We start from the raw sequence: 13,262 nt of genomic DNA, 5'->3' as shown, positions 1-13,262 counted from the left end.
CGTCGCAGACCTTCGCGAGAATCCAGGCAAAAAGGCCGCAAGGAACCCAAGGTTACTTAGGGAGGCCCTTTGCGTGATTGAGCAACGCAAAGGACCATAACTGCAACGACTACGCCAAAAACTGATTGAATTCACTGCTAGGGCAGACAATCGCGCAGCGCAAAACTATGGGCAAACTACGCAAACTTATGGGGTGCGCGAAGTGCTATGCGCAAACCTACACACAGTGTAGGGACGCGCATAACGTTGCGCTTTTGCTATTGATTTCAATCATTAAATTCAGATGTTCTTGCCCATAACTTTGCGTGGTATTTGCTCATAATTTTGCACGATTTGCCCAAAAGTTTGCAGACTCCCCCTATCGGTGTCCGATTACATCCTTCCGTAAGTCTCTTTGAGTTCTGCGACTTTTTCAGCATCCAAAAGGCGGGTTGGCAGGCCGCGCAAAGCCACTAGTAGCTTGGCCGTTTCCTCCAACTCTTCCGCCGCGCAAACCGCTGAGAAGAGGTCTTTTCCTGATACGACGGGACCGTGGTTGGCCAACAGAACCGCACTATATTTGCCACCCAGTTCGCGGATCAAATCACCGGACTTCGGGTCGCCCGGCTTTACGTATGGAACCAGTTTGACCGTGCCAACGCGCATGACCACATACGGCGTCAGCGGTGGAATACAGTCATTGGGATCGGTGTCTTCCAGACACGACAGTGCAGTCGCCCAGGTCGAATGCAGATGCACCACTGCACCAGCTTCCGGCCGCGTCTCATAGAAGGCTTGGTGCAGAAAGACCTCCTTGGTCGGCTTGTCTCCGGAGACATGGTTGCCATCCAAATCAATCTTGGCGATGCACTCGGGATTGATATCGCCCAAGGTGGAATTCGTTGGCGTCATGAGAATCCCGTCATGTAAACGCGCAGAGACATTGCCCGCAGTGCCAACGGAAAAGCCACGCGCAAACAGCGAGGCGCACAGCTCGGACATCTGCCGGCGCAGTGCCTGTTCTTCAGAACTCATTTGCCTGCCTCCATCATTCTCAATGCTTTCGAGAAGAAATCTGGAGCACCAAAGTTTCCAGACTTCAAAGCCAGCGCGATGGGTTCAGATTTCCCAACGCTCAGGACTGGCACGCCCGAGTCGATCTCTGGCCCAATTGACATGGCCGGTGACCCCAGTGCCTCAGAGACGGCTTTGGCAACAGCTCCCGAGGTCTCACCTCCAGCTACAACCAACCGCTTGTAGCCCTTTTGGACAAGTTCTCGCGCGGTATCTGCAAAGAGATTGTCCAGCTTTTCCGCTACGGCTTCCTGACCAAACTGACCTTGGATCGCACGCACATCATCCGGGCTTCCCGATGAATATGCGAGCGGCGCCCGACCCAGATGCGCTTCAAAAAAATCCAGAAGCGTTTGCATGGTCACATCGCCGGACATCACGCCCGGAACATCAATGGCGAAGGTTGGATGAGATTTCGCATGAACATCGATCTGCCTGCGGGTCGCACCTGAACAAGAACCCGCAAGGATCGCGGCAGGCCCTGCGATACCAGTGAACACACTGCCAGCACTTTTGGGTGAAGTCCCTCTCAAGAAGTTTCTGGGGAGCCCCAGTGCTATCCCCGAACCCCCGGTTATGAGCTTGGCGTCGTTAAGAGCCTCGCCCCAGGCCAACAAATCTTCATCCGAAATCGCATCGCCAATTACAAATCGTTCGTCGGCCTTCTGCAAAGCAGCAGCAATTGCCTCTGAACCTTGCTTCACAGTGTCAATTGGCACCAACCCAACCGCTTCTTCAGTCTGATAATGCAACCATCGCCTGATGTTGGCATCCGTCATCGGAGTAAGAGGGTGGTTTTCCATCCCAGACTCGTTCAACAGCTTGCCGAGCACAAAAAGATGGCCATGAAAAACCGTACGCCCCGTGGTGGGAAAGGCCGGACAGAAAACCACCTTTTGCGCACTCAGTTCATTGACCAACGCTTCCGCAACGGGGCCGATGTTTCCCTCCGTAGTGGAATCAAAGGTCGAACAATATTTGAAGATGAACTGCTGGCATCCTTGGTCCGCGAGCCAACGCAAGGCACTCAGACTGTCTGCAACAGCTTCCTCGACCGGTGCAGTGCGGCTCTTGAGCGAGACGACACCCGCTTCGATCTCCTCGTCGGCTGGGAGATCCGGAGTACCTGGAAACTGCGCGGTTTTTAATCCACCTTCAGGCTCAACGCCCTTTGCCAAGGTGTTCGCGATATCACTCGCACCGGTAAAGTCGTCCGCTATGACGCCGATCTTCATAATTTGATGTCCCTGGTTGGCCCGAAATCCAGCCTATGGATATGCGGTGCCGCTCCGACGGGAAAAACCTCACGCACAAGTGGATCATGGCCGGGCACGATAAGTCGAGGATGCGAGGCCAACCTCTCGAGCGCCTTAAATCCATCCATCATGTCCTGCAGGTCGACGACAATGGGAAAGGCTTTGCGCGCCATGAAATTCTCATAGTAATGCGAGGCATCAGAGGCGAGCACCATCCACCCGGCTTCCGTCCTTACGCGAACGCATTGCAACCCTCGCGAATGCCCACCAATGCGGTGCACCGTGATCCCATCTGCAATCTCGGCATCTCCATCGTAGAACACGACCTTGCCTGAATAGAGACGCTTTATGACCTCGCAGACATGGCCGGCCGTGAAAGGCGCGCGCAGATGGTCGTGGCACATGCAGGGGCCTGTGGCGAAGGCCATCTCCGCCGATTGCATATGCAACTTCGCGTTCGGGAACATATGCAGCCCACCCGCGTGGTCATAATGAAGATGGGTCACGATAACCTCGGTCACCGCTTCCGGCGAAATGCCTAAGGGCCGCAGAGCCTCGCGAGGATCCATCGCAATGGGACGACCACGGGCAGCTGCCTCATCGGAGTCGTAGCCGGTATCGACCATAATGATTTTGTCGCCGCGTTTGAGCACCCAAACGAAGTAATCCATCGCGTGAGGCGCGCTGTGATTATCATCGATGATGAAACTATCAGCTCGCGTCCGGGCATTGCGATCCGCGTATTTCACGGCGTGGATTTCCCAATCGTTCATCGGATGACCTCGGAATACTGGTGAACTGTCTTGGTGGCGATCATATCAGCCACTGCCGTATCGAAGGACTGAAAATGCGCACTTTCTAAGTGGGCGGAGAACGCCGCTCTGTCATTATAAACCTCATAGAGAAAAACTGTCTCGGGATCGTCGCCGAGGCAAACGTCAAACTGCAGGCATCCAGGTTCTTCACACAAAGAGGTCGAAGCGTTTTCGACCATCAGCGGCAAAAAGGTGTCTCTTGTACCGGGCTTGAGAGTGAAGGTGACAGTGACCACAAACATCAGACGGAAAGTCCTTTCAGACGTGTGAAAGCGCGCTTTGCGACGGGCAGTTGGCTGAGGATCAGACCAGTGTTGAGCACCAGCAGAATGGCCGCACCGGGCCGCGAAAAGAAGACCGAAAGATCCCCATCCGACAAGAACAGCGACCGGCGGAAGGTTTCGTCAAACAGGCTGCCCAGAATAACCCCGATAACCAATGGCGCGATTGGGTATTTCATCAGGTTCATGAAATAGGCAACGGTGCCGACGCCAAGCATCAGGTAAAGATCATTGATACCACCACCGACGCTGAAAGACCCAATTGTTGTCAGAACCATAACGACGGGCAAGAAGATGGTCTGCGGGATGGCGAGTAATTTGATGAATACCCGAGCGGTGAAAAGCCCCATAAGGAACATAGTCAGTGACGCCAGCACCAAGATTGCAACCACACGCAGAATGATCTCGGGGTCTATCGTCGGACCTGGGATCACGTTGTTGATCTTGAAAGCGCCCATCAAAGCGGCCGCAGGTGGTGAACCGGGAATACCCAACACCAAAAGCGGGATTAGTGCGCCACCAATACAGGCGTTGTTTGCGGTCTCTGAGCACAGCAGACCTTCCAAAGAGCCTTTTCCAAACTTATCGCCCTCGGCAGATACGGTCTTGCCGACACCGTAGCTAACCCAACCGGCGACATCTTCGCCAACTCCGGGAAGTGCTCCTACCCCTGTCCCAATCACTCCTGACCGGCCGATGGTTGGCAGGTAGCGTCGAATAGATCGAAGGTTTGGAAGAATACGGCCTTTCAAGGCCAGAATTTTTCCAGCCTCAACATGCCTCAAACCCTCGATGATTTGGGGGATCGCAAAGGCCCCCATCAAAACCGGCACGACCTGAAATCCGCTCATCAGGTAAGACCAGCCGAAGGTATAGCGCGGCTCAGACAACAGAGGGTCGAGTCCCACCATGGACATCGCAAGCCCTATCAGACCGGCGATCCATCCCTTAATCACCAGGTCTTCGCTCATCAAAGTGCCAGAAAGCAGAATGCCGAACAGGGCCAGCAGTGCTTTCTCCGGGCTTGCGATGTTTTTTGAAACCAAAAGCAACGCCCAGACAAAGATCAAAAGCGTGATGGTCCCGATAACTGTACCAATGAAACTGGCCGTTGTGGTCAGCCCTAGTGCTTCGCCCCCTCGACCCGCTTTGGCCAGAGGGTATCCATCCATAGCCGTCGCCGCACTGGCCGCCGTGCCCGGAATGTTCAGCAGGATTGACGGATAAGAGCCACCGTAAATCGCGCCGACATAGGCCCCGAGCAAAGCGATGAGCGAATAGTCCAATGGGATCTTGTTGCCGAAGAAACCCGTCAGGATCGTCACTGCCAGCGTTGCGGTCAGGCCGGGCAATGCGCCGAACGTGATGCCCAAGAACACGGATGCGATCAAATACAGATAGGTCAGCGGGTCTACTGCCAGGCCCACGAATGCGGCCCCAAATCCAGCCAGTTGCGAAAGGATAAAGTCCATCCGGTCAATCTTTCCATAGCGGACGAAGCGTCACGTAGTAGTGGTATTCGATTTGCTTGAAGATCAGCCCCCCGCGCGCGGGCACGTTCTGGCGGAAAACAAAGGCCATCGCGCAAACCAGAATGAACGGGGCCAATATCGCGATTAGTGGCACGAACCTCAAAACGGGCTCAGAGGACGCTTTGGTCAACACCACAAGTGTGAGCGAGACCCATAGAGCCAGTGTAAACCAATCATCACCGTGCGCGTTCCAGTCCGCCTGCACGGGAAAAACAGCAAACGCAAAAAGCCCAGCAGAGACAACTGCGATACAAGCAACCAAAGCACGCCGCGCATGGCCGCCGTAGTAGCCATAAGTCAGAGCTGTAATCAGCAACCCAGAACACAGAATGAAGTCTACTCTGGGAACGAGCCCCACGACGTATGCAAGAAGGATCAGGCCTATTGTTGAAGCTCGATAGGCTTCCGACTTATCCCATCCGATGCCCAAAGCACTGAGCACGTTTTGGGCTCCACCTGAGCGGATTGAAATAGCCAGCAAAACGAAGGACAAGCCAAGCAATCCACCGAAGATGAACAGCGGTACAATTGCAGCCGAGTTGTACCAATCCGATCCACTTACACCTGCGCGGTTTTCGCCCCAAAGTGGAATGTCCGACGTCTTCCAAAGAAAAAAGACGGACACTGTTATTAGAACAATTGCTGCCCAAAAGTCGCGCGACCGCATGACCAGTGTTTCGTCAGGTTTGTCCATTGCCTGCCTCCTGAGGGAAAGGGCGCGATCAAGCGCGCCCCTTCAAAGTTGATCGGATTAGGGCTGCTCGATACCCAGCGAGGCCGGATCCACTGTGGCAGCGCCAAGGTCTTGCAAGGTATAGGCAAAGGTAGCTTCGAGGTTCGCAAACAACTCTTGAGCTTCTTCGCCGTGTTGACCACCGACATCGTAATTGTTTGCTGCGGCCCATTCGGCGACGGTGTCGGAGGCAATAGCTTGCTCGAAGGCATCACCAAGCGCGGCCTTTACATCGTCCCCGGCTGAACTGTGAACTGCAAACCCGATGGCCTGCTTGAGCGGCAAGTACTGATCGAGACCGTCATAGATGCCAAAGGCAGAAGGCACTGTTGCCCCTGCAATCTGCGCATCTTCGGGCGTCAACATCGCGAGCGGTTTAAGTTGACCGCCTTCAATCAATGGAGCCTGTTCAGCCAGTGACGTCACAACCAACGCAACTTCACCCGCTATCGCAGCTTCCTGCCCAGGTGCCGAGCCTTTGTAGGGAACAAATTTGAACTCAGTCCCTGACCCTTTTTCGATGGCCAGAAGATTCAAATGGTGGATAGACCCTGCGCCAGAAGCCGCCGCTGGAATAGTGCCAGGAGCTGCTTTCGCAGCGTCGACCAGTTCTTCCAGAGTATTGTAAGGGCTGTCCGCCGGGACCGAGATCAGATCAGGTGATCCACCAACAATGAACGGATACCAAAAATCAAATTTCTTATCCCAACCACCCTGCACAGCAGCGGTGACGTTCGACTCTGACAAACCGACCAATGTATAGCCATCGTCTGGTTGGTTCATGACGTAAACCATACCGTTGGAGCCTGCGACACCACCTGTTTGATTGATCACATTGATCGAGACCGGAAGGTGTTTTTCCATCTCGGCCATGATCATTCGGTTGATCGTGTCCGTGCCACCACCGGCCCCCCAAACCACAGCTGTGGTGATATCACGATAGGGATAATCCTGCGCAGCAGCTGCCCCTGTAATCCCGGTCGCCATCACGGCTGCGGCCGCCAACCGCCCTAGCTTTAGTTTCATTTCCAAGTCCTCCCTAAACAACTTCGCGATTATTATTGCATTTATTTGCGTATACATTAAAGAATGCATTGTCAACGGACTGTAGTGGAAGCTGCTATCGCGCTATGAATGCGAAACGGGAAGGAAGCGGGCTAAGATGAAAAAGACGTACGATGTTGCGGTGTTCCACGGGGACGGGATCGGCCCGGAAATTATGACCCCTACGCTTGAAATCCTGCGCCAGCTCTCGGGCAACAACCCGAGCTACGAGCTGGCGTTTACAGACGCGCCGGCAGGCGCAGGCCACTACGCCAAAACTGGAGAATCGTTTCCGGCTGGATCACTCGAAACCGCACGCAATGCGGACGCAATTCTGCTGTCTGCAATGGGCTTGCCGGATGTTCGTTACCCTGACGGAACCGAGATTTCACCGCAGATTGATCTACGAAAGAAACTGGGACTTTTCGCTGGTGTGCGTCCTGTAAAAGTAAGCAGCGGACAAATAACCCCCTTGGCGCTGCCCCCCGGAAAAGAGATTGACTTTGTCTTGATACGCGAAAGCACAGAAGGACTGTTCTTCACCCAAGGCGCTGGCGAAGTTACCAAAGACGAAGCCCGTGAAACTCTGCTGATCACGCGTGAGGTGTCCGAAAAACTGTTCCGTTTCGCGTTTGAACTCGCCCGGAACCGCAAAAGAAACGGGCGCGGCCGGGGTCGAGTGACATGTGTCGACAAAGCCAATGTATTCCGCGCCTTTGCGTTTTTCAGATCGATGTTTGATTCAGAAGCCGCCCACTATCCCGAATTACAGGCAGACCATGCTTATGTTGATGCTACCGCTCTGTGGATGGTTCAAAAGCCTTGGGAATTTGACGTTTTGGTCACTGAGAACATGTTCGGAGACATCCTCTCAGACCTTGGTGCGGGTCTCATGGGTGGTCTAGGACTGGCGCCATCAGCGGATATCGGGTTGAAACACGCTGTATTCCAACCCTGCCATGGTTCCGCTCCGGACATTGCGGGACAGGGTATTGCCAACCCTTTTGCGATGATCCTGTCCGCAGCAATGATGCTTGAATGGTTAGGGTTGACCCATGATCATCCAGACCTGTCCAGCGACGGCGAACGATTGCGTGAAGCCGTGGATAAGGTGACGGCGAACGGACAGAACTTGACCCGTGACCTAGGTGGCACCGCCGGAACGCAGGATGCAGCCTCATCGGTATTGGAAGCATTGCGGGCATGAATACTCAACAAGCCATCAGGGTCGCGTGTGTGGGTGCGGGTTATTTCAGCAAGTTCCACTACGAAAGCTGGTCCCGAATGCCCGGAGCGGTTCCGGTTGCATCCTGCAACCGTGATATCAAAAAGGCTAAAGAGACAGGACTGGCCGCTTACGATGATATGTCGAAAATGCTGGAGGCGGAAAATCCAGATCTCGTGGACATCATCCTTCCACCTGTGGCGCAGGCCGATGCCATCCGAACGGCACTGCGCTCTGGAACAAAGTGGTTGATCTGCCAAAAGCCATTTTGCTTGTCTTTGGATGAAGCTGAGAAGATCGTCTCCGAGGCTGAGGCGGTAGGCGCAACTATTGTCGTGCATGAGAATTTTCGCTTTCAGCCCTGGTATCGTGCGATCAAGGTGGCGATGACCGAGGGTCGAATTGGATTACCTCTACAAGCGACTTTCCGGCTCCGACCCGGCGACGGACAGGGACCACGCGCCTACCTAGACCGGCAGCCGTACTTTCAGGACATGCCGCGTTTCCTGGTTCATGAAACAGCGGTTCACTGGGTAGACACGTTCCGGTTTCTATTCGATGCGCCCAGCGCAGTTTATGCGGACTTGCGCCAAGTTAACCCCGTTATCGCGGGCGAGGACGCAGGTTACATCCTGTTTGACCACCCCAACGGTTTGAAAGCTCTGTTCGATGGCAACAGATGCCTTGACCACAGCGCCGAAAACCTGCGTCAGACCATGGGAGAAGCGCTCATCGAAGGAACGGAAGGATCACTGGTGCTTAACGGCGACGGTTCAGTAGAACTCCGTTTTTTTGGAAAACAGGAGCGACAGCAGATTCTACCTCCAAGCGATCATGATGGATTTGGCGGAGATTGTGTCCACGCCTTGCAAAGTCACGTCGTTTCAGGCCTTCTAAGGGGTACGCCGTTGGAGAACACGGCTCGAGACTATTTGGACGTGATCCGCTTCGAAGAAGGCATCTATCTCTCGGCTGCGGAGGGACGAAAGATCAACCTGGAGACGCCGTGAAGGATCAGGACGCAAAAACTCTTTCCAATACGCAACGCGCTGTTAGGGATTTGCGACAGATGATCCTGTCCGGCGAACTTGCGGCCGGAACTGACCATCTGGAGTCGGAACTCGCCGAAACTCTGGGCATGTCCCGCACTCCGATACGGGAAGCTGCGCTGATGTTAGAAAGTAAGGGGTTGCTGGAAATGCGGCCCCGCAAGGGCGTACGGATACTGCCCGTTTCATCAGACGATATGCGTGAAATTTACGACATCCTGACGGAACTCGAGAGTCTCGCAGCACAACGCGCTGCCCAAGCGGGTTATTCAGATGATGAACTGGAGGTACTTGCCGGATCAATTGCAAAGATGGACCAAGCCATCGAAGCCGAAGACCTTGAAGCCTGGGCCGAGGCCGACGAGTTGTTTCATCAGGAGCTCGTTCGGTTGGGCGGCAACAAACGAGTCGAAGCGATTGTCGCCATGATGAGCGATCAAGTGCGTCGCGCGCGCGCAACGACGTTGTTTATCAGACCCCTGCCCGTCAAATCCAATGAAGATCACCGGGTTGTTTTTCAAGCGATTAGTGAAGGTCGACCGGATGTTGCCCGCGAACGCCATCGAGAACACAGGCTGCAAGCACAGGCTATGCTTTGCAGGATACTCGAAAAGCATCGGCTCAACAGCCTCTGATCTTCTCGTATCCGGTCGTTACTCAACCAAAAAATGCTGCCTATTTTCGGCACTAAAGGCGCTCCGAATACTTGTCTACCAAGGCAGTCCGCAGTTGCGCCCGGCTGTTCTGATTTAATTTTTTTAATTCACTCGTCCAATCACTGCATCGACTGGGGTTGAAGTAGTACGATTTCGTATTATTTTAGTTCGATATCGTACTATTGGAGAGTCAAAATGCCAAGCAGAAGACGTTTTCTAAAAGTTCTAGGCGGAGGCACGATATTGGCGGCAACAGGTGCGGTTGGGTTTCTCGTAACACGCACGCCGCATGACGCGCTGGCTCCGTGGACGCCAAAACCGTATGACGACCCACGCAAAGCCGCTTTGTCCTACGCAATTCTCGCCCCCAATCCACACAACTTGCAACCTTGGCTGGTCGAGTTGGTTGGGCAAGACAAGGTGCGCATCTACCGTGATCCTGATCGCGAGCTTCCTGAAACCGATCCTTACCACCGCCAGCTCTATATTGGCCTCGGCGCATTTGTTGAGACTATGGTCCTTGCGGCAGGTGCACTCGGGTTTGATACCGAGGTTAAGTTACTGCCAGATGGGGATAACGGACCTATTGCAGAAGCAGTGTTCCTACCTGGAGGGGCACCCGATCCACTATCAGATCAAATCCTCAAACGGCATTCCAACAAAGAACCGTACACTGAACAGCGGCTGTCCAAGGCGGAATCGTCGGTCCTTGAAATCTATGCCACTCTGATTTCCGATGAGGATCTAGTGGCACGTGTTCGAGACCTTACGAAACGCGCTTTTGAAATCGAAATGCGAACACCGCAGACGCTGAAAGAATCCGTTGACCTGATGCGGATCGGGAAAGCAGAAATAAACGCCAACCCGGACGGGATTGAATTACGTGATCCCATGCTGGAAACACTGCGACTTACCGGCCTATTGGACAATGAGACCCTGATGAATGTTGACCACCCAGGCACTCAGTCACACATGCGAGGCTACTTCGCCATGCTAGACGCGACGCCACAATACGCAGTCCTCACGACAGCCACAAATACGCGAAGCGATCAACTCGATGCCGGGCGTCAGTTGATGCGTTTTTACCTGAAGACAACCGAAATGGGACTAGGCGTTCATCCGATCAGTCAGGCCCTTCAGGAATATCCTGAGATGGCCGATGAATACACTCTGGCGCATGAGCTTCTTGCGTCACCGGGCCATACGGTGCAAATGTTGCTGCGTTTAGGGTATGGACCCGAGCCAATCACCACACCCCGCTGGCCGCTGGAGACACGAATTCTGAATGAAGCCTGAAGATGAGACCAACGAAGTCTACCGGTTCTTCACCGAGGTCGGGATCATCAATCAGTTGATCTCGACCAAGCTAGAAGCGTTCTTACCTGGTAGAATGACCGCAACCCAATTTGGCATATTGGGCCACCTGGTCCGGCGTCCCGAGGGGGAAACTCCACTACAGCTATCGAACGCTTTTCAAGTGCCCAAGACGTCGATGACGCACACGCTCTCCAGTCTTGAAAATCATGCTCTGATTACCCTTGAAGCCAACCCCAATGACAAGCGTTCGAAAATTGCTCGATCTACACCGAAAGGCGCGGAGTTTTTGAAAGCTTGTATGGAGCGGATGTCGGAATCCCTGGCTCCAGTTTTGTCCGAACTCGGGTTCGATCCATTTCACAATTCGCTGCCGAATCTGACGCTCATACGCGAAGCTTTGGACAGCGAACGGGACTAGGCAAAAAACGGTGTTAGCTTGAATACGAAGCCAAATTCTTAAAACATCATGCAATCTCCGCCTGGGGGGGGAAGCGGCGGTGATCCATCAGGCAAAGTGGGCGTGTAGTCAAATGTCACAATCTTCGCGCCGCCGTCGAACGCCACGAACAGTTGGTTAGATCCCGGCCTAATAGCGATGCCTTCCGGGTCCGTTCCGAATTGCAACAGACTTTGCTGGGCGAGCAGTTGGCCATCTGCCGTGAACTCATACAGGCTGTTTGACCCTTCCCAGTCATCAACAATCAACATGTGACCGGTGCGTGGGTCAATCGCGATGCCCTGTGCCTCGCTTAAGGGGGGAGAGAGCTTCATGGTATCCAACCTCGCCGTCAAAGCACCCTTTGAAGTAAACCAGGACAACCGTTCCGGATCATCTTCTACGGTCACGATCTGCCCTTTGGCATTGATCGCGATCCCTTCGGTATCCGCAAATCCACCTTCAAGTTCAAAGGGTGCTCCTAAAGTGGCTCCTTCCTTCGTGACACGTTGGAGGCTGCCAACACCGTCGCCTACCAACAAGTGATTCCCTTCGATAGCAATTGCTTTGATACGGAGGAGATCGCTGGATACGCGGCGCAACTCATCACCTTGCAATGTAACGAGAATGGCCTCGGGCCCCTCGTTAGCAATCCACAACCCACAAAACGTCGGATCGTAGTCAAGACTAGCGGGGTGATTGAGCTCATAACGCCCTGTTTCGCGAAGCTGCAGTGCCATGGCCGGGGTAGACACAGCAAAAATCAATAGGGCGGTGGTCCTCACAAACACTCAGGATGCTCCCAAAACTGAGTTAGAAAGGTGGGGCAGTGACGTAACGGGTCAATACAAAGAGCGATTGAACTCCTAACTATAGAAGCCATCACATCGCCTGGCCAGAGAGCCGGAGAACGCCAAGAATTGGCGCAATGTTGCGTGAATTTGAAAATTCCAGCGATGCAAACCAAGGTGAAGAACTGAAGCAGCGTCTTAAATCGCGGCGAAACCCGAGGTTCCGTATCGCGCAACAATTATCGAAGAGTCTGTCGAGTCACCACTCCCGGCGCTGCGTGTTCCTCGGCTTTGGTGTTACCAATTGCAGAGTTCGATCTGATTTACCCTAACTCACAGAAAGTTTGGTGTTGCGCCCCGAAACGCTCAAGCTTCAGCGATCATTGTGCCCCAGCTGGAAAAGCCACTCTCTGTCTCACAGATGATCGTGTCCATCCCGGTTACCGCATCGCTCCCAAAGTAGCACTCCGCAAACGCACCGGTGCCAACAAATGATAGGGTCAGGGCAACAAGGCCCAAAGCTGCAATCCTCTTCATGATACTCACTCCTTTTGATAAGCGTCATGTGGGAGTTGTTTTTTGCCGAAAGTACTTTGCTTTGATTAAGTATTTTTAACTTAAGACTGCCAGACGAGTTGTCTCTTCAGAAAGCAGCACACTCTTAATGTTCGCTCCGAAAAGACAGGTTCAGCATCTAGAATGAAGAAACAGCACATCCGCATTCAGGCATTGGGAGAATTCGATCTCAAACAGTGTCAAGCAGACCTATTTGAAGATAGCGGCCCTCTCTAGGGAGACCTTCAGTAGAAACTAATCTCGCTGACATCAACGCGGGCCTCGTGATCGCGCCCGTAGGCTACAACTCCAACTGAGGTGATTGCGTCCGCAACGGGAATAGCGCGCAACATGGCACCTGAAGCCTTGAAACCTGACAAGGGCAAATAAACTTCGGTCCATTCGTCAGAAGTTGCGAAATCGGCCTGATAGTATTGCCACGGAAGCACCGTGCCAAGTGTTCTGAGGTGAACGAAGTATTGCTCGCCGTTCCCCCGTACCAATAGCCTAACGCCTGAT

Annotated in this window: 15 protein-coding genes; 5 read left to right on the top strand and 10 right to left on the bottom strand. The window is 53.7% G+C overall.

Going from position 1 to position 13,262, the window contains the following annotated elements; genetic code table 11:
- Nucleotides 1-372: 372 nt before the first annotated feature.
- The 7 genes from otnC to ALB80_RS21470 are packed head-to-tail and all read right to left on the bottom strand — an operon-like array spanning nucleotide 373 to nucleotide 6,696.
- Nucleotides 373-1,014, bottom strand: a complete 642-nt coding sequence (gene otnC, locus ALB80_RS21500; protein ID WP_050606159.1) for a 3-oxo-tetronate 4-phosphate decarboxylase — start codon at nucleotides 1,012-1,014, stop codon at nucleotides 373-375.
- Complete coding sequence (otnK, locus tag ALB80_RS21495) at nucleotides 1,011-2,288, bottom strand: 3-oxo-tetronate kinase (protein ID WP_050606158.1); 1,278 nt, start codon at nucleotides 2,286-2,288, stop codon at nucleotides 1,011-1,013. Before otnK ends, otnC begins: the two co-directional genes overlap by 4 nt.
- On the bottom strand, nucleotides 2,285-3,082 hold the full coding sequence (locus ALB80_RS21490; protein WP_050606157.1) for an N-acyl homoserine lactonase family protein: 798 nt from the start codon (nucleotides 3,080-3,082) through the stop codon (nucleotides 2,285-2,287). The genes otnK and ALB80_RS21490 overlap by 4 nt, the downstream gene beginning before the upstream one ends.
- Nucleotides 3,079-3,366 carry a putative quinol monooxygenase gene (locus ALB80_RS21485; RefSeq protein WP_050606156.1) on the bottom strand — a complete coding sequence of 96 codons (288 nt, stop codon included), beginning with the start codon at nucleotides 3,364-3,366 and terminating at the stop codon, nucleotides 3,079-3,081. Before ALB80_RS21485 ends, ALB80_RS21490 begins: the two co-directional genes overlap by 4 nt.
- Complete coding sequence (locus tag ALB80_RS21480; RefSeq protein WP_050606155.1) at nucleotides 3,366-4,877, bottom strand: tripartite tricarboxylate transporter permease; 1,512 nt, start codon at nucleotides 4,875-4,877, stop codon at nucleotides 3,366-3,368. The genes ALB80_RS21485 and ALB80_RS21480 overlap by 1 nt, the downstream gene beginning before the upstream one ends.
- Nucleotides 4,878-4,881: 4 nt before the next feature.
- Complete coding sequence (locus ALB80_RS21475) at nucleotides 4,882-5,631, bottom strand: hypothetical protein (protein WP_050606154.1); 750 nt, start codon at nucleotides 5,629-5,631, stop codon at nucleotides 4,882-4,884.
- 57 nt (nucleotides 5,632-5,688) lie between these two features.
- The gene (locus ALB80_RS21470; protein WP_050606153.1) at nucleotides 5,689-6,696 is read right to left on the bottom strand and encodes a tripartite tricarboxylate transporter substrate binding protein; all 1,008 of its coding nucleotides are present in this window, start codon (nucleotides 6,694-6,696) and stop codon (nucleotides 5,689-5,691) included.
- 136 nt (nucleotides 6,697-6,832) lie between these two features.
- On the opposite strand from ALB80_RS21470, the gene ALB80_RS21465 reads away from it, so the two are divergent.
- From ALB80_RS21465 to ALB80_RS21445, 5 genes are all read left to right on the top strand, one after another.
- On the top strand, nucleotides 6,833-7,921 hold the full coding sequence (locus ALB80_RS21465; protein ID WP_050606152.1) for an isocitrate/isopropylmalate dehydrogenase family protein: 1,089 nt from the start codon (nucleotides 6,833-6,835) through the stop codon (nucleotides 7,919-7,921).
- Nucleotides 7,918-8,949 (top strand): Gfo/Idh/MocA family protein, encoded by a 1,032-nt coding sequence (locus tag ALB80_RS21460; RefSeq protein ID WP_050606151.1) that lies wholly within the window; start codon nucleotides 7,918-7,920, stop codon nucleotides 8,947-8,949. Before ALB80_RS21465 ends, ALB80_RS21460 begins: the two co-directional genes overlap by 4 nt.
- Nucleotides 8,946-9,623 (top strand): GntR family transcriptional regulator, encoded by a 678-nt coding sequence (locus ALB80_RS21455; RefSeq protein ID WP_050606150.1) that lies wholly within the window; start codon nucleotides 8,946-8,948, stop codon nucleotides 9,621-9,623. The genes ALB80_RS21460 and ALB80_RS21455 overlap by 4 nt, the downstream gene beginning before the upstream one ends.
- A gap of 216 nt (nucleotides 9,624-9,839) precedes the next feature.
- The gene (locus ALB80_RS21450; RefSeq protein ID WP_050606149.1) at nucleotides 9,840-10,940 is read left to right on the top strand and encodes a nitroreductase family protein; all 1,101 of its coding nucleotides are present in this window, start codon (nucleotides 9,840-9,842) and stop codon (nucleotides 10,938-10,940) included.
- Nucleotides 10,930-11,379 (top strand): MarR family winged helix-turn-helix transcriptional regulator, encoded by a 450-nt coding sequence (locus tag ALB80_RS21445; protein ID WP_050606148.1) that lies wholly within the window; start codon nucleotides 10,930-10,932, stop codon nucleotides 11,377-11,379. The genes ALB80_RS21450 and ALB80_RS21445 overlap by 11 nt, the downstream gene beginning before the upstream one ends.
- A 38-nt stretch (nucleotides 11,380-11,417) precedes the next feature.
- On the opposite strand, the gene ALB80_RS21440 is transcribed toward ALB80_RS21445, so the two are convergent.
- The 3 genes from ALB80_RS21440 to ALB80_RS21435 form a co-directional block, all read right to left on the bottom strand.
- Nucleotides 11,418-12,188, bottom strand: coding sequence for a hypothetical protein (locus tag ALB80_RS21440; protein ID WP_253276955.1), 771 nt, complete (start codon nucleotides 12,186-12,188; stop codon nucleotides 11,418-11,420).
- A 366-nt stretch (nucleotides 12,189-12,554) separates the two neighbouring features.
- Nucleotides 12,555-12,725 carry a hypothetical protein gene (locus ALB80_RS22315; RefSeq protein ID WP_157054304.1) on the bottom strand — a complete coding sequence of 57 codons (171 nt, stop codon included), beginning with the start codon at nucleotides 12,723-12,725 and terminating at the stop codon, nucleotides 12,555-12,557.
- Between the two features lie 263 nt (nucleotides 12,726-12,988).
- Nucleotides 12,989-13,262 (bottom strand): CIA30 family protein (locus ALB80_RS21435; protein ID WP_172677936.1); only part of this gene is annotated, 274 nt, incomplete at its 5' end.

The sequence above is a fragment of the Ruegeria sp. 6PALISEP08 genome, assembly GCF_001238295.1.
Taxonomy (GTDB): domain Bacteria; phylum Pseudomonadota; class Alphaproteobacteria; order Rhodobacterales; family Rhodobacteraceae; genus Ruegeria.
This window is presented reverse-complemented; position numbering and strand designations above follow the sequence as displayed.